The sequence below is a fragment of the Allorhizobium ampelinum S4 genome (assembly GCF_000016285.1).
GTDB lineage: Bacteria > Pseudomonadota > Alphaproteobacteria > Rhizobiales > Rhizobiaceae > Allorhizobium > Allorhizobium ampelinum.
On the sequence record NC_011989.1, the window covers coordinates 2,067,263 to 2,082,165 of the forward strand.

The 14,903-nt window shown below is 56.5% G+C and carries 16 protein-coding genes; 6 read left to right on the plus strand and 10 right to left on the minus strand.

The features are described 5' to 3' along the window. The first annotated feature begins 184 nt into the window (after positions 1 to 184). The 6 genes from AVI_RS29070 to fghA all read left to right on the plus strand — a co-directional run bounded on the left by AVI_RS29070 (position 185) and on the right by fghA (position 4,340). A complete protein-coding gene (locus tag AVI_RS29070) occupies positions 185 to 664 on the plus strand; it encodes a hypothetical protein (protein ID WP_049777179.1) in 480 nt (159 codons plus the stop codon). 87 nt (positions 665 to 751) lie between these two features. Beyond that, positions 752 to 1,879, plus strand: a complete 1,128-nt coding sequence (locus tag AVI_RS09845) for an S-(hydroxymethyl)glutathione dehydrogenase/class III alcohol dehydrogenase (RefSeq protein WP_015916215.1) — start codon at positions 752 to 754, stop codon at positions 1,877 to 1,879. Beyond that, positions 1,879 to 2,352, plus strand: coding sequence for a GNAT family N-acetyltransferase (locus AVI_RS09850; protein WP_041696667.1), 474 nt, complete (start codon positions 1,879 to 1,881; stop codon positions 2,350 to 2,352). Before AVI_RS09845 ends, AVI_RS09850 begins: the two co-directional genes overlap by 1 nt. Before the next feature lie 5 nt (positions 2,353 to 2,357). Then, complete coding sequence (locus AVI_RS09855) at positions 2,358 to 2,822, plus strand: YaiI/YqxD family protein (protein WP_015916217.1); 465 nt, start codon at positions 2,358 to 2,360, stop codon at positions 2,820 to 2,822. Next, positions 2,819 to 3,490, plus strand: coding sequence for a DUF1345 domain-containing protein (locus AVI_RS09860; RefSeq protein WP_015916218.1), 672 nt, complete (start codon positions 2,819 to 2,821; stop codon positions 3,488 to 3,490). The genes AVI_RS09855 and AVI_RS09860 overlap by 4 nt, the downstream gene beginning before the upstream one ends. A gap of 19 nt (positions 3,491 to 3,509) precedes the next feature. Next, the gene (gene fghA / locus AVI_RS09865; RefSeq protein ID WP_041696669.1) at positions 3,510 to 4,340 is read left to right on the plus strand and encodes an S-formylglutathione hydrolase; all 831 of its coding nucleotides are present in this window, start codon (positions 3,510 to 3,512) and stop codon (positions 4,338 to 4,340) included. A 72-nt stretch (positions 4,341 to 4,412) separates the two neighbouring features. On the opposite strand, the gene lpxB is transcribed toward fghA, so the two are convergent. From lpxB to frr, 10 genes are all read right to left on the minus strand, one after another. Continuing rightward, the gene (gene lpxB, locus AVI_RS09870; RefSeq protein WP_015916220.1) at positions 4,413 to 5,588 is read right to left on the minus strand and encodes a lipid-A-disaccharide synthase; all 1,176 of its coding nucleotides are present in this window, start codon (positions 5,586 to 5,588) and stop codon (positions 4,413 to 4,415) included. A 43-nt stretch (positions 5,589 to 5,631) separates the two neighbouring features. Continuing rightward, positions 5,632 to 6,504, minus strand: a complete 873-nt coding sequence (locus AVI_RS09875; protein ID WP_015916221.1) for an LpxI family protein — start codon at positions 6,502 to 6,504, stop codon at positions 5,632 to 5,634. A gap of 3 nt (positions 6,505 to 6,507) precedes the next feature. After that, on the minus strand, positions 6,508 to 7,323 hold the full coding sequence (lpxA, locus tag AVI_RS09880; RefSeq protein WP_015916222.1) for an acyl-ACP--UDP-N-acetylglucosamine O-acyltransferase: 816 nt from the start codon (positions 7,321 to 7,323) through the stop codon (positions 6,508 to 6,510). After that, entirely contained in the window at positions 7,320 to 7,784 is a 465-nt protein-coding gene (gene fabZ / locus AVI_RS09885; RefSeq protein ID WP_015916223.1) for a 3-hydroxyacyl-ACP dehydratase FabZ, read from the minus strand. The genes lpxA and fabZ overlap by 4 nt, the downstream gene beginning before the upstream one ends. After that, complete coding sequence (lpxD, locus tag AVI_RS09890; protein WP_041696672.1) at positions 7,781 to 8,845, minus strand: UDP-3-O-(3-hydroxymyristoyl)glucosamine N-acyltransferase; 1,065 nt, start codon at positions 8,843 to 8,845, stop codon at positions 7,781 to 7,783. Before lpxD ends, fabZ begins: the two co-directional genes overlap by 4 nt. Before the next feature lie 51 nt (positions 8,846 to 8,896). Continuing rightward, a complete protein-coding gene (gene bamA, locus AVI_RS09895) occupies positions 8,897 to 11,233 on the minus strand; it encodes an outer membrane protein assembly factor BamA (protein WP_015916225.1) in 2,337 nt (778 codons plus the stop codon). A 194-nt stretch (positions 11,234 to 11,427) separates the two neighbouring features. Beyond that, the gene (gene rseP / locus AVI_RS09900; RefSeq protein WP_015916226.1) at positions 11,428 to 12,549 is read right to left on the minus strand and encodes an RIP metalloprotease RseP; all 1,122 of its coding nucleotides are present in this window, start codon (positions 12,547 to 12,549) and stop codon (positions 11,428 to 11,430) included. Positions 12,550 to 12,660: 111 nt separating this feature from the next. Continuing rightward, a complete protein-coding gene (locus AVI_RS09905; protein WP_015916227.1) occupies positions 12,661 to 13,503 on the minus strand; it encodes a phosphatidate cytidylyltransferase in 843 nt (280 codons plus the stop codon). A gap of 6 nt (positions 13,504 to 13,509) precedes the next feature. Further along, positions 13,510 to 14,256 (minus strand): isoprenyl transferase, encoded by a 747-nt coding sequence (locus AVI_RS09910; protein ID WP_015916228.1) that lies wholly within the window; start codon positions 14,254 to 14,256, stop codon positions 13,510 to 13,512. Between the two features lie 44 nt (positions 14,257 to 14,300). Next, on the minus strand, positions 14,301 to 14,861 hold the full coding sequence (gene frr / locus AVI_RS09915; protein WP_015916229.1) for a ribosome recycling factor: 561 nt from the start codon (positions 14,859 to 14,861) through the stop codon (positions 14,301 to 14,303). Between the last annotated feature and the right edge of the window lie 42 nt (positions 14,862 to 14,903).

Consider the following 14,903-nt stretch of genomic DNA (forward strand, 5'->3'; position numbering starts at 1 on the left):
CTGCAGCGCTGCGCATATAACGTATCGTTTCAGCTCATTGTAACCTTTTGTAAACTTCGTTCGTTATGGCGAAAGAAAGAATTGGCATTTAGATCAATCTACGGTTTCATGATGAAACGAGGTTTCGACTATGAGGGAATTTCGTCTCTCGTTTCCGGCATGTGTTATCGCCGGAAAACAGAGATTGGACCACCATGACGTGGTTCTTCTCCAGACATATGGCCTGCCGCATGGGGTTTGCACCCATGAAGATGCATTGACGCTTCTGGTGCTGAACGGATGTTGTCCTGATAAATGCGCTGAATGGCAGAGCTATTTTATCGATTCCATGGCTTGCTACATTTTGCGCAAACGGCCGCCGGAAAACCGCATCGACCGGTATAAACTGCAATGGCTGATCAGCACCCTCACCACCGATGGCAAGGCAAACTCGCCAATCGAACAGCGGCTTTTGCAACACATTTCCATGATGATGGCAGACTTGCAGAATGGGCCTATCGAGTCGCCGGTCCTGGTTGATGTCACTGAAAAGACAGTCGTCAGCAGCGTTCATCCATTGAAAAGACAGGGAAGAGAGCTGCACAGCCGTTTCTCAAACCGCGACCACAAAGATAAAAAGCCTTTGCCTCTTCAGCAGCGCAAAAAACGATTTGCGCTGGGCTGAGTTTTGAGAAAAACCCCTTCCGGATCTTGAGGCTTTGCGCAAGTCAGTGCAAAACTCCGCCGACAAGAAACCAAGGGAGACTTCTTTATGGATGTTCGCGCCGCCGTTGCCACCCAGGCAGGCAAGCCGCTTGAAATCATGACCGTGCAACTGGACGGCCCGAAGGCTGGCGAAGTGCTGGTTGAAGTCAAGGCCACAGGCATCTGCCATACCGATGATTTCACCTTGTCCGGCGCTGATCCGGAAGGCCTGTTTCCGGCCATTCTCGGCCATGAAGGGGCTGGCATCGTGGTCGATGTCGGGCCAGGCGTTACCTCGCTGAAAAAGGGCGATCACGTCATCCCGCTTTATACGCCCGAATGCCGCGAATGCTATTCCTGCCTGTCGCGCAAGACCAATCTGTGTACCGCCATCCGTTCCACCCAGGGCCAGGGCGTCATGCCGGATGGCACGTCACGCTTTTCCATCGGCAAGGACAAGATCCATCATTACATGGGTTGCTCGACCTTCGCCAATTTCACTGTCCTGCCGGAAATCGCCTTGGCCAAGGTCAACCCGGACGCGCCTTTCGACAAGATCTGCTATATCGGCTGCGGCGTCACGACAGGCATCGGCGCGGTGATCAACACCGCCAAGGTCGAGATCGGCGCCACCGCCATCGTCTTTGGCCTGGGCGGCATCGGCCTCAACGTGCTTCAGGGCCTGCGGCTTGCAGGCGCCGACATGATCATCGGCGTCGATATCAACAATGACCGCAAGGCCTGGGGCGAGAAATTCGGCATGACGCATTTCGTCAATCCGACCGAAGTCGATGGCGACATCGTTGCCTATCTGGTCAACCTGACGAAGCGCAATGGCGACCTGATCGGCGGTGCTGACTACACATTCGACTGCACCGGCAATACCAAGGTGATGCGCCAGGCGCTGGAATCCTCGCATCGCGGCTGGGGCAAATCGATCATCATCGGCGTCGCGGGTGCTGGCCAGGAAATTTCCACCCGTCCATTCCAGCTGGTCACGGGCCGCAATTGGATGGGGACCGCATTCGGCGGCGCGCGCGGTCGTACCGACGTTCCGAAGATTGTTGAATGGTACATGGAAGGCAAGATCCTGATCGACCCGATGATCACCCACACCATGCCGCTTGAGGACATCAACAAGGGCTTCGAGCTGATGCATTCGGGGACAAGCATCCGCAGCGTGGTTCTGTATTGATGGCAAATATGCCTTATCGGGTTGACGTGCGGAGACTGGATGCATTCTCCGCACGAGACCTTTATGACCTTCTGAAAATGCGCGTCGATGTGTTTGTCGTCGAGCAGAAATGTCCCTATCCGGAGCTTGATGGCAAGGATATCGAAGCCCTGCATCTGCGGCTGACAGATGGTGATGACCTTATCGCAAGCGCCCGGATTTTAACGCCGGAGGAGCCTTCGTCCAAGGTCAAGATCGGGCGTGTTGTCGTCTCGCCCTCCCATCGCGGCAAGCGGCTTGGCGATGCCTTGATGCGCGAAGCCATTGCGGCCTGTGAACAGCGGTTTCCCTCAAGCCCGATTGCGCTTTCCGCCCAAAGCCATTTGCAACTTTTCTATCAGTCGTTTGGCTTTCTTCCGGTCTCGGCGGAATATCTGGAAGACGGTATTGCCCATGTCGATATGGTCCGTGCCGTCTCGATCGGGAGGGCCTGAAACCAATGATCTATGTGGATGCCGACGCCTGCCCGGTTAAAGCCGAGGTGTTGAAAGTGGCCGAACGCCACGACATGCCAGTGACCTTCGTTGCCAATTCCGGCCTGCGCCCGTCTCGCGATCCGATGGTGACAAATGTCATCGTCTCCAATGGTTTCGATGCCGCTGACGACTGGATCGCCGAACGGGCCGGGCCAGGCGATATCGTCATCACCGCCGATGTGCCGCTGGCCGGGCGCTGCGTCGCTACGGGTGCTTTCGTCACCGGGCCGACCGGGCGGATGTTCGATGAGACCAATATCGGCATGGCAACTGCCATGCGCGATCTCGGTGCCCATTTGCGCGAGACCGGCGAAAGCAAGGGCTATAACCGCGCCTTCAGCCCCCGCGACCGCTCGCAGTTTCTGGAAACACTGGATCGGCTTTGCCGCCGCTGCAAATCCCTCCGTCAGGACACGGCCCCATTATGACCTCCAAGAAAAAGCCTCGTTTCTACGCATTGAGACGCCATAGGCACAGCCCGTTCTATGCGTCTGGTCTGCTGGGACTTTTGACGTTGCCGGTCTTTCTGTGGATCAAGCCCGCCTTGGCCGTCGAATGCTCGGCCATCGTGTTTTTCGTCCTCTATATCGCCTTGATGATAAAACGCATCCCCGGCATCACCGCTGAACGCCTGAAAACCAGCCCGCAACGCGACGATGCGCCGACCATCGTCATCCCGCTGGTCAGCCTGCTGGCGGTAGTGGCCGCAGTCGCCGCTCTGTTCAACGCCTTGAACCGGGCCGGTTCTCCCAGCTTGCTGGAAGTGTCGCTAGCGTTTGTGTCGGTCATCAGCGGCTGGTTCACCATTCACACCATGTTTGCAATGCATTACGCCCATGATTATTGGCGTCATCTGACAAGCAATCCCGACCCCGGCCCTTCCGGCGGTCTGGATTTTCCCGACACGCCGGAGCCAGGCGGCTATGAATTCCTGTATTTCGCCTTCGTCATCGGCATGACCGCCCAGACATCCGATGTCGCCATCACCAGCACGGCCATGCGGCGGCTCAACCTCGCCCATTCCATCGTGTCTTTCTTCTTCAACACGATTTTGGTCGCGGCAGCCGTCAACGCCGTCGTTTCGATAGCCAATTGAATAGCAGGAGCCCTATCGCATGAATATTCTGTCGCAAAACACCGCCTTTGGCGGCATGCAGGGCGTGTTTTCGCACCAGTCCGATGTCACCGGTTGCGAAATGACCTTTGCCGTCTTCGTGCCACCCCAGGCGATCAGTGAAAAGCGCCCGGTACTCTGGTATCTGTCCGGCCTGACTTGTAGCCATGCCAATGTGATGGAAAAGGGCGAATACCGTCGGCTGGCCGCAGAACTCGGCCTGATCATCGTCTGCCCGGACACCAGCCCACGCGGCAATGACGTGCCAGATGAGTTGACCAACTGGAAAATGGGCAAGGGCGCTGGCATGTATCTGAATGCCACCGAAATGCCCTGGGCCGAACATTTCCAGATGTACAGCTACATCACCGAGGAATTGCCCGCGTTGATTGCTGAACAGTTCCGTGCCGACATGAGCCGCCAGGGCATTTTCGGCCATTCTATGGGCGGCCATGGCGCATTGACCATCGCGCTGAAACATCCCGACCGCTTCAAGAGCTGCTCTGCGTTCGCCCCAATCGTCAGCCCGCTAAAAGCCGATTGGACGCAGGACGCTTTTGAGAAATATCTCGGTCCAGACCGTTCCCTCTGGCGTCAGTATGATGCCTGCGCTCTGATCGAGGATGGAGCGCGCTTTCCGGAATTCCTGGTGGACCAAGGTAAGGCCGATAGTTTCCTGGAAACAGGTCTACAGCCCTGGCTGCTGGAAGAGGCGGTGAAAAACACCGATATCGGCCTGACGCTGCGGCTGCATGAGCGCTACGACCATTCCTATTATTTTATCTCGACGTTTATGGACGATCACTTGCGCTGGCATGGCGAGCGGCTATAGCGCTTTATATCTGCTGCATAATTTTCTCCTTAAATCGATTCCGATTTAAGGAATTATGCAGTAGGCTAATAATCATACAATTGAGCGGGTCTTCAAAACATCCAGCACGATCTCCGCCCCCGCTTCACCCGCGGGGGTTTTTGTCTGCATTTTCTGCCAGACCAGATCGAAGCCCTCCACCATGGCTTGCCGCTCCCGCGTCTCGGTGGATAGTCGCTCCATCCAGCGGGCCAGCGATGCGCCGCGCAATTGCTCGTTCAGATATTCCGGCACCACGACATAATCAGCGATGATGCTCGGCAAGGCGCCAGTCCAGGTCTTGATCCGGCTATGCAGCAGCTTGATCAGCCAATCGGTCTTATAGGTGGAGACGACAGGCACGCCAGCCAGGCAAAGCTCCAGCAATACCGTTCCTGAAGCAGCGATGGCCGCATCCGATTCGGCAAAGGCCCGCCACTTGGCGTCCTCCCCAACGACCACATCTGGCTTTTCCTCCCAATTGGCAACAGCCTCGCGCACCTGACGCTCCCGCCGTGGTACCGTTGGCAGCACAAACCGCGTCGGCCCATTGCGCTCGACGAAAATCCGGGCTGCATCCCGAAACACCGGCGCGAGCGCCGAGATTTCCGCGCCCCGCGACCCCGGCAGCAGCATGATGGTTTTCGGCTCCTCTGCGGCAGGAAGCGGACGCAGCAGCCGGTCTGCCCGGCAGGCGAGCATGGCGGGGCTGGTGACCAGCCGATGCCCGACAAAATGGGTTTCCGGCCCGCCAAGACGCTGCATCACGGCGGGCTCGAACGGCAGGACGGCCAAAACGCTATCGACATAGGCTAGCATGGCCTTGGCCCGGTATTCCTTCCACGCCCAGACGCTCGGGCAGACATAGTTGACCACCGGCATGGTCGGGCAGGCCGCCCTCACCTTTTTCGCAACACGATGGGTGAAATCAGGACTATCAACAATCAGCAGCAAATCCGGTTTGGCTGATACAAGCGCTTTGGCGGTCCTGCCGATCAATGTCAGGAAACGCGGCAGCTTTGCCAGAACCTGGGTAATGCCCATGACCGACAATTCCGAAAAATCAAACAGTGAGGTCAGACCCTGCGCCTCCAGCGCGGGTCCACCGACGCCGATCAGCGTGATCTCTCCGTCATAGCGCTGCTTCAGCGCCGCGATCAGATCCGCACCCAGCAAGTCGCCAGAGACTTCGCCAGCAATGACTGCGATCTTCAGGGGCCGGTTTTCCATGCTTCACTTCCCTCAGTCGACTTCATTGAGGCTTCGCCTCACCTTAGCTTAACCAGGCTTCGCCCTCAGGTGCCAATTCAATACCGGAGATAAAAATACCCGCCGCATCGGCCTGCCTCAAGGTTTCCTGGCGTTGCAAAAGCAGCGCCCGCCCGGCCTGAACCGCAATGCCGGAAAGCCCAGCCCGGGCGGCATTTTCAATGGTCGACTGCCCGATGGTCGGCAGGTCGGCGCGAATATCCTGCTGCGGTTTGCACAGCTTGACCAGCACACCACTGCGCCGCGATGAAATTCGCCCTTCGGACCGAAGTTCGGCGACGCGCTGCAACATCCGGTCCGTGCCTTCGACACCTTCCAGAGCAACGATGCGACCGCCGACGCTGACAGCGCCCTGCCCGACATCCAACCGGCCCAAGGCATCAGCGGCCTTGGCAGCGGCGGCAATGTCGCGCCTGTCATCATCTGTCGGTCGGGACGAACCGAGCGGCCCAAGCTCCGCCAGCAGTTGCGGTGCAATCTCATGCGCGCCCACCACCCGGCAGCCCTGCGACTCGATCAGTTGAATGACCATTTTCAGCACAGCGTCATCCCCACCCGACAGCAGGGTTTTGACCGCGAAAGGCAGCTTCACCAAAAAACGAAGATTAACGTGGATCTCTTTGAAATTCGGACGCTTTTTAACACCACCAGACATCACCACCCGTTTGATGCCATGTCGCTTTATCAGGCTCGACAGGCCCGCCATATCGCCGACCCCGATCACGGCAGACTGGAAACCGTCCCAGCGTTGGTCCGCCTCGTTTTTCAGCGGCAGGATGAAGGGATCTTCACCCGCCGCCCGCGCCGCTTCGGCGACATAGACCGGCAGCATACCGCTGCCGGCAATGATGGCGAGACGCCCCTGCGGGCCGCTCATCCCTCAGCTCTTGCCGCGGAATGGCGACGAGAGCGCCCGGTCGCTTTCGGCAACAATGAAATCCAGGATTTCAATCACCTCGGCGCAATCGGCGAACTCTTCGCGAATAGCCGCAGCCTTTTCACGAATGGCACCTTCTTCATCGAACAATGCCTTATAGGCCTTGCGGACGCGGTGAATGGTGGCGCGTTCCACCCCGGCCCGGGTCATGCCGACCACATTCAATCCACCCAGCAGGCCGGGATTGCCGTTCAACATACCATAGGGAATGACATCGTAGCTGCAAGCCGACAGCCCACCGATAAACGCCTGTCGTCCGATACGGGTGAACTGGTGAACGGCGGAACCGCCGCCGAGAATGGCCCGGTCACCGATTTTGACATGGCCAGCCAACATCACGTTGTTGGATAGAATGATATGATTGCCGAGCTGACAATCATGCGCCACATGCGAATTGGCCAGAAACAGATTGTTACTGCCGACCACCGTGTGTCCGCCACCTTCTACCGTGCCGCAATTGATCGTTACGCCTTCACGCATCGTGCAATTGTCGCCGATGGTCAAGGTTGTCTCTTCGCCGGAATGATGGATGCTCTGTGGCTCGCCACCGATAACCGCATTGGGAAATATCCGGCTATTCTTGCCGACGACGGTTTTTCCCGTCAGCACCACATGCGACAAAAACTCAGCACCGTCGCCCAACACGACCTTGGAACCGACATGGCAGAACGGTCCTATCGTCACATTTTCCCCGATCACCGCGCCATCTTCGATGACGCTGGAGGGATGAATGCGGGCACTGGCTGGAATAACGGTCATTGCGCTTCCTTATTGACGATCATTGCCCCGATATCGGCTTCTGCGACAAGCGCGCCATCCACCTTGGCATCGCAGTGAAACTTCCAGACATTGCCGCGCTGTTTCTGCTTGGTAACGTGGAACTCCACACGGTCGCCAGGCACCACAGGCTTGCGGAACCTCGCATTATCGATCGTCATGAAATAAACGAGATCGCCAGCCGTTCCGGCTTTGCGGGCACAGATCGCCCCTGCCGTCTGCGCCATGCCTTCAATCAGCAGCACCCCTGGCATGATCGGCTGCTCGGGAAAATGTCCGGTAAACTGCGGTTCGTTTGCAGTTACGTTCTTGATACCGATAGCTGCATTGTCGCCATCGATGTCGATGATGCGATCCACCAGCAGGAAGGGATAGCGATGCGGCAGGAGCTTCATGATCTCCAGAATATCCGCGCGTCCCAACTCTTTCTGCTCAACGGTCATTTCTGCCCCTTTCCAACCTTCGACTTGCCTTCAGACCGTCCCATGATCTGGGCGCAATCCCTGAGAAAATCCCCAAGCGGACGTGCCGGAATACCACCGAATTTCTCGCCCGGCGGAAGATCGCCAATAACACCGCTCATCGCGGCAATTTGAACACCGTCACCTATCTTGATATGGCCGTTAACGCCAGAGCCACCACCAATCAATACGCCATCGCCAATCACCGTGCTGCCGGCAATGCCGACCTGGGCTACGATGCCGCAATGGCGGCCGATGCGCACGTTGTGAGCGATCTGGACTTGATTGTCGATCTTGGTTCCTTCGCCGATCACCGTGTCATCCATCGTGCCGCGGTCAATCGTCGTATTGGCGCCGATTTCCACATTGTCCTGGATAATCACCCGTCCGATCTGCACGATTTTCACCATGCCACGCGGGCCTGGCGCATAACCAAAACCGTCCTGGCCGATGCGCGCCCCGTTATGGATGATAACGCCATTGCCGATATAGCTAGCAATAATACTGGTGCCTGCGGCAATCGAACAATCGCGGCCGATCTTGACACCACGGCCAATCACTGAGCCCGCGCCGATCAGACTGCTAGCGCCGATTTCCACATCCGCACCAATCACCGCCATCGGCTCGACCACAACCCCATCTTCAAGACGGGCACTCGGATCGACAAAGGCCGCAGGAGAAATGTCGGCAGCGCCTGGCCGGGCAACAGGCAAAGGCTGTTTGCCATCTGGATGCAGGAACTGCCCTGCGATAGCAAAAGCTGCATGCGGGTTTTTGATCAGCAGAACCGGAATATGCTCCGGGATCAGCGAACGCAGCGCAACATCGCAAAGGATGGCCCCGGCCTCACAGGTTTCGAGTTCGGCTTTGTTGCGCCTCGACAGGATATAGCAAATATCGCTCTGCTTTGCCCGATAGACAGGCGCCACCGAACGAATGACGCGGTCACCCGCCTCATCCTGTAACAGTTCCGCCCCAAGACGGTCCGCCAGTTCTTTCAAACTGACGCCCGCGTGGGGCGGATAAAAAGTTTCATGCTCCATCACACCAATGTCCCAGACGAGTGAGTTTGTCTGAGGTTCGGACTATAGAAATCAGAACTGGTTCGCAATGGAGAATCGGAACTGCTGCACCTTGTCGTAATCTTCCTTGAGGATAGGCTGTGCGTAATCGAAGCGCAGCGGACCGAAAGGAGATGCCCAGACGATGCCGGCACCAACAGATGCACGCCATGCCATGTCTTCGCCCTGTGCTCCACCGCTGTTCTTCACGTCATTGCCGTAAAGCGTACCGGCATCAGAGAAGACAGCGATACGGAAGCCTGCATCCTGCGGAACGCCCGGAATGGGCATGCTCGCTTCAGCAGAGGCGGTGAAATAGGTGGTGCCACCCAAGGAGTCGTCGTTGCGGTTCGGCATACGAACACCAATACCGTTGTTCTCAAAGCCGCGGATTTCCTTACCGCCGATCTGGAACTGGTCGAAGACGTTCAGGTTATCACCTGTAGCCATGACATGACCGGCGCCGAAAGACAGCGATCCGATAATATCCTGCTCATCCGACAGGCTCTTGAAGATACGGGCCTTACCGTAGAGCTTGTAGTACTCGGAATCGCCACCGAGACCGGCAAACTCGTGGGTGAATGTCGCATAGATGCCTTCATGCGGCAGATTTTTATCATCCAGCGTATTATAGGTCAAAGTCTGCGAAACCGAAGACACGACCCATGGGCTGCCGTTGATTAGATCCTGATAAGGCTGCGACAGGGATGTCGTCCAGTCGTCGACGCCCTTGTACTTGATCTGCTTGTAGGTGTAGCGGAACGTCGTTGCCAGATCTTCAGTAATCGGCGCCGTGACGCGCAGGGTGCCACCCTGTTCGTTGTAATCATAATAATCGTTGCTGCTCGTGCTGCTCTTGAACAGGTCGAAACCAACAGCAAGGCGATAGCCGAGGAAGTAGGGCTCGGTGAATGACAGATTGTAGGTCTGGCTGTCATCCGTACCGGCACCAGCCGCAATACGGATATACTGACCGCGACCGAGGAAGTTCTTTTCTTCCACCGAAGCTTCCAGGATCAGGCCATCGCCACCAACGGAGTAGCCAGCGCCAATACCGAAGGAGCCAGTCGACTGATCTTCGACATTGACGACAATGATGACACGGTCTGGAGCACTGCCCTGAGCCGTCGTGATATTGACCGAGCTGAAGTAGCCCAAAGCTTCAAGACGACGCTTGGCGCGGGTAATGACTTCCTGGTTGAAAGCATCGCCTTCACTGATGTCGAATTCGCGACGAATAACGTAATCGCGTGTCCTTGTATTGCCCTTGACTTCGATACGCTCGACATAGGCGCGCTCACCCTGGTCAACCATATAGGTGACACCGATCGTGCCATTGCCCATATCGCGGTTGCCGCGCGGAACGACGCGGGCAAAGGGATAGCCCTTGGCGGAAACGCGCTGTTGGATCGCTTCCATCGATTTCTGGATTTCGCGGGCGCTGTAAACGCCGCCCGGCGACGTTGTCACCAGACCCTTCAACTCAGTCGGGTCCACGCCTTCAACAGAGCTTTCGACATTAATATCGGAAAACTTGTAACGCTGACCTTCATCAACCGTGATGTTGACGGTGTATTCGTTGGTCTGCTCGTTCAGCGATGCATCCGAAGACGTGATCCGGAAATCGGCATAACCATGATTGTAATAGAACTGACGCAGAGCTTCCTCGTCAGCCTTCAACTTGTCGTCGTTATAGACATCCTTACGGGTCAGGAACGACAAAGGATTGGACTTCTTGGTGCTGATAACGGCCGCAAGGCGGCTATCGCCATAGGCGTGATTGCCGACGAAGTTGATGGCAGCGATTTTGGTACGATCACCTTCATTGATGACAAAAGCGAGATTGACGCGACCAGGGCCAACCGGCGCGGTCTGCGTCGTGACTTCAACTTCACTGCGGCCAATGGCGGCATAGGCCTGCTTGATGCGGTTTATATCGGCCTGGATGAGTTCCTGGCTATAAGGACCAAGCGGCTGCGTCTGAACAACAGTCGTAAGCTTGTCATCTTTGATCTTGCGGTTGCCGTTGAACACGACCTGGTTGACCAACTGGTTCTCGTTGACCGTAACCACCAGGGCGCTGCCGGAAACCGAAATCTTCACATCGGAAAAATAACCCGTTGCGTAAAGACGCTTTACCGAGTCGTCGATGTCGGAATTGGAAAAGGCTTTTCCAGGCTGGATCGTCAAGTTGGAACGAACAGCCTCCGTCCCGACACGCGTCGCACCACGCACATCGATCCGCTGGATCAAGGCCGCATTGGCAACAGAGGCAGATGCCACAACGGCGAGGCCTGCACTTAACGAAACTACACCAGCAGACAGCGCAATCGCTGACACCGCGTTCAAAAATTTTGAACCAGCCTTCATGTGAACTTCTAACCTTTTTTCCGTTGTCCCTCGGTCTTTAAACCGACTCCGGTCCGTTGGTGGTTTTAACCGCTTTTGCTCTACAAGCAAGACCAGTGGTTAATTTCCATTTACTTCGTTTCAACACGTGGCGTATTCGCCACTACCAAGTTGAAACATCGTAAACAAATCCTTATCATCAATGCAAGAACCACTCAGCCAATCAACCTGCTGATGTCGTTCCATGTAGCGAACACCATCAGCGACAGAATCATGACCATTCCCACCTTGAACGCGATTTCCTGCGCACCGGCACTGACTGGTTTTCCTCGTACTGCTTCTAGCGCATAGAGGATTAAATGGCCGCCATCAAGCACCGGAACCGGCATAAGGTTCAGTAACCCAATGGAAACCGACAAAACTGCCGCCAATTGCAGCAAAGCTACAACACCAAGTGTCGCAACCTGACCAGATGCCTGCGCTACCCTGATAGGTCCCCCCAGCTGGTCAGCATTCATTCGGCCAGCAAACAGGTTTGCCAGATAATCATAAGTACCCGTCACGATATTCCAGGTTTGATCGACCCCGGCGCTAACCGATTCGATAAGCCCCAGTTTTTCCACACGAAAATTGCCCCTGGCTGCCGTCGTCATGATGCCAATCTGGCCGACTTCCATCTTATTGCCGAAACGGTCGATGGTTTCGGTCCGGCGCGGCGTCATTGATAGGTCCATCTGGGACTCACCACGCTTGACCGTGACGACGATCGGCACAAGCGGGCGAACGCTCACATAGCGGACCACATCGTCGAAGGTCTTGACGCTGCTGCCATCGAGCGCCACCAGAATGTCTCCGGGCTGCACACCGGCTTCAGCCGCCGCACTCGCAGGCTTGACCTCTGCCACGACAGGATCGGAAACGGGCTTTCCATAAAGGCTGAATGTGACCGAGAAAATTAAAATTGCCAGCAGGAAATTTGCAATTGGCCCGGCGGCAACAGTGGCTGCCCTTTTCCACAATTTTGCACCATTCAGCGTGCGGGCGCGATCCTCAGGGCTCAGCGCCTCAAACTCCGCGGTATCGGTCTTGCTGGACGCATCGGCATCACCGAAGAAGCGCACATAGCCACCCAACGGAATGGCGCTCAGTTTCCAGCGCGTGCCGTGGCGGTCATTGAAGCCGACCAGTTCCGGGCCAAATCCCAACGAGAATGCGAGAATCTTGATACCCGACCAGCGCCCAACCAGATAATGGCCCATTTCATGCACGAAAACGATCAGCGACAGGACCAGAACGAAGGGAATGATATAACCCGTCAGGAAACCGATAACAGCCATAGCACGCCCTTCTCAAACACTCGCTTTACCTATGCGCCAGATTGGCACCGCCGTAAAGGATACACATCACCATTGGTGAACAGCAGAAACTGACTGGTCGTCAACCGTTCGTCAGTGACCGGCGAAATCGAACAACAGTCCACCAACCGAATCGGTCACTCCGTTGTTGATGGCAGCAACGATCATAGCAATCAGAAATGCCGCGAAGCTTGCGGTCGCCAGTCCGTCAACACGATCCATCACGCCGCCGTGACCGGGAATGAGATGACTGGAATCCTTAGCGCCACAGCGGCGCTTGACGAAGGATTCGAACAGGTCTCCCATTTGGCTACAGATGGACAGGACCAGAGCCAACGCAGGTATCCACCAGCCATAGACCGTGAAATAGGATGCCGTCACCGCGTACCCGCCGATGACGGCCGCCACGGTTCCACCGATGGCACCGGACCAGGTTTTGCCCGGCGATATGCGGGGCGCCAGCTTCGGGCCACCGAGCGTGCGTCCAACGAAATAGGCGAAAATATCCGTGCTCCAGACAATGACGAAGACAAAAAGCATGGCGACAAAGCCGATGGCATCGTCATCGCGAATGGCAGCCAAAGTCACAATACAAGCTCCGGCATAAAATACGCCACCGGCAAGCCACCAGGACCAGCGACGCAAAAATGTAAGAAAAACAAGCGTCAAAGTGAAGCCGGACAGCAAGGGTAGGCTCAAAGAGGTATCACCCGCCACAACATTGCCGGCAATGACAGCAACCGAAAGCCAGCCAATGGCAAGGCCACGGATACTGACTTCGTCGAGCCGGGTCATCGTCGACCATTCCCAGAACACGGCGAGGCCGATCACAGCGGCGAGCCCCCGGAAAGGCAGGCCACCGGTCCAGGTGGCGGCGAGTACCACCGCGACCATGACGATGGAGGACAAGATACGGAGCCTGAGTTCTCTGGTCATGGCTGGCTACGATCCGGCAACAACGGCGGCGGCTGGTGCCAGACCGCCGAATCGCCGACTGCGGGAGGCATAGAGTTCCAAGGTCGCCAGAAAGCTCTCGCGGCTAAAATCGGGCCAATATTCCGGCACGAAGATCAATTCGGAATAGGCGGCCTGCCAGAGCAGGAAATTCGACAGGCGTTCCTCGCCGCTGGTGCGGATGATCAGATCCGGATCAGGTATTCCCGCCGTATCCAATCTGGCGGAAATCGCCTCCTGTGTAATGGCGCTGGCAGGTAAAAGTCCTGCCTGCACATCGCGCACCAGGGCTGAAACTGCCCTGGTCATCTCATCGCGCGCACCATAATTGAAGGCAATCACCATAGTCATGCCGGTATTGGTGCGGGTGGTCTCCTCTGCTTCGATCAGCAGCTTGAGAATATCGCTCTTCAGCGTGCTGCGCTCACCGATGATCCGTACCCGTACGTTATTGGCACGAAGCTCGGCAAGGTCGCGGCGCACGAAGGTCTTGAGCAAACCGAACAGGTCAGTGATCTCGGTTTCCGGCCTGCGCCAGTTTTCCGATGAAAACGCAAACAGGGTCAGATAGCGCACGCCGACTTCGCCTGCCGTGCGAACCACTGTCTGCAAGGCTTCCATTCCCTGCCGATGGCCATAAGCGCGCGGCATGCCACGCTGATTGGCCCAGCGTCCGTTGCCATCCATAATGATGGCAACGTGCTCGGGAACGGCGGAAATATCCAAAGTCGTCATATCAGGTCCTGCATTGGCGTCGCAGAGAAGGCAAAAGGTGCAGACTAGACCTGCATGATTTCCTTTTCCTTTTCGGCAAGCAAGCGATCGATATCGGAAATCGTGTCATCCGTCATCTTTTGCAGCTTTTCCGAAAGGCTTCGCGCATCGTCCTTGCCGATTTCGCCATCCTTTTCAGCCTTTTTCAGGCTGTCCATGCCATCGCGGCGAACATGGCGGATCGCGACTTTCGAGTTTTCGGCATAACCATGCGCCACTTTGACCAGCGACTTGCGGCGCTCTTCATTCAGTTCCGGCAGCGGAATGCGCAGGTTTTGGCCGTCGACAATCGGATTGAGGCCGAGATTGGATTCCCGGATCGCCCTGTCGACCGCACCGACCATGCTCTTGTCCCAGATAGAGACGCCCAGCATGCGCGGTTCCGGCACGGTGATATTGGCCACGGTGTTCAGCGCAACGCGAGAACCATAGGCTTCAACCATGACCGGGTCGAGAATATTGGCCGAGGCGCGACCAGTGCGCAACGAGGCGAGGTCGCTCTTGAATGCGTTAATCGCGCCATCCATGCGGCGCTTGATATCGTTGAGATCAATACCTGCTGTCATCTTACAGTCTCCGACAATTCTTCAGTGACGCCTTGAAAACGT

What these genes read in the sequence shown, in the direction of transcription:
- lpxB (WP_015916220.1), bottom strand. Translation starts at nt 5,588, where the DNA reads ATGGAAAACCGGCCCCTGAAGATCGCAGTCATTGCTGGCGAAGTCTCT.
- AVI_RS09850 (WP_041696667.1), top strand. Translation starts at nt 1,879, where the DNA reads ATGGCAAATATGCCTTATCGGGTTGACGTGCGGAGACTGGATGCATTC.
- fghA (WP_041696669.1), top strand. Translation starts at nt 3,510, where the DNA reads ATGAATATTCTGTCGCAAAACACCGCCTTTGGCGGCATGCAGGGCGTG.
- frr (WP_015916229.1), bottom strand. Translation starts at nt 14,861, where the DNA reads ATGACAGCAGGTATTGATCTCAACGATATCAAGCGCCGCATGGATGGC.
- lpxA (WP_015916222.1), bottom strand. Translation starts at nt 7,323, where the DNA reads ATGACCGTTATTCCAGCCAGTGCCCGCATTCATCCCTCCAGCGTCATC.
- bamA (WP_015916225.1), bottom strand. Translation starts at nt 11,233, where the DNA reads ATGAAGGCTGGTTCAAAATTTTTGAACGCGGTGTCAGCGATTGCGCTG.
- lpxD (WP_041696672.1), bottom strand. Translation starts at nt 8,845, where the DNA reads ATGGAGCATGAAACTTTTTATCCGCCCCACGCGGGCGTCAGTTTGAAA.
- fabZ (WP_015916223.1), bottom strand. Translation starts at nt 7,784, where the DNA reads ATGACCGTTGAGCAGAAAGAGTTGGGACGCGCGGATATTCTGGAGATC.
- AVI_RS09875 (WP_015916221.1), bottom strand. Translation starts at nt 6,504, where the DNA reads ATGAGCGGCCCGCAGGGGCGTCTCGCCATCATTGCCGGCAGCGGTATG.
- AVI_RS09905 (WP_015916227.1), bottom strand. Translation starts at nt 13,503, where the DNA reads ATGACCAGAGAACTCAGGCTCCGTATCTTGTCCTCCATCGTCATGGTC.
- AVI_RS09855 (WP_015916217.1), top strand. Translation starts at nt 2,358, where the DNA reads ATGATCTATGTGGATGCCGACGCCTGCCCGGTTAAAGCCGAGGTGTTG.
- AVI_RS09845 (WP_015916215.1), top strand. Translation starts at nt 752, where the DNA reads ATGGATGTTCGCGCCGCCGTTGCCACCCAGGCAGGCAAGCCGCTTGAA.
- rseP (WP_015916226.1), bottom strand. Translation starts at nt 12,549, where the DNA reads ATGGCTGTTATCGGTTTCCTGACGGGTTATATCATTCCCTTCGTTCTG.
- AVI_RS09860 (WP_015916218.1), top strand. Translation starts at nt 2,819, where the DNA reads ATGACCTCCAAGAAAAAGCCTCGTTTCTACGCATTGAGACGCCATAGG.
- AVI_RS09910 (WP_015916228.1), bottom strand. Translation starts at nt 14,256, where the DNA reads ATGACGACTTTGGATATTTCCGCCGTTCCCGAGCACGTTGCCATCATT.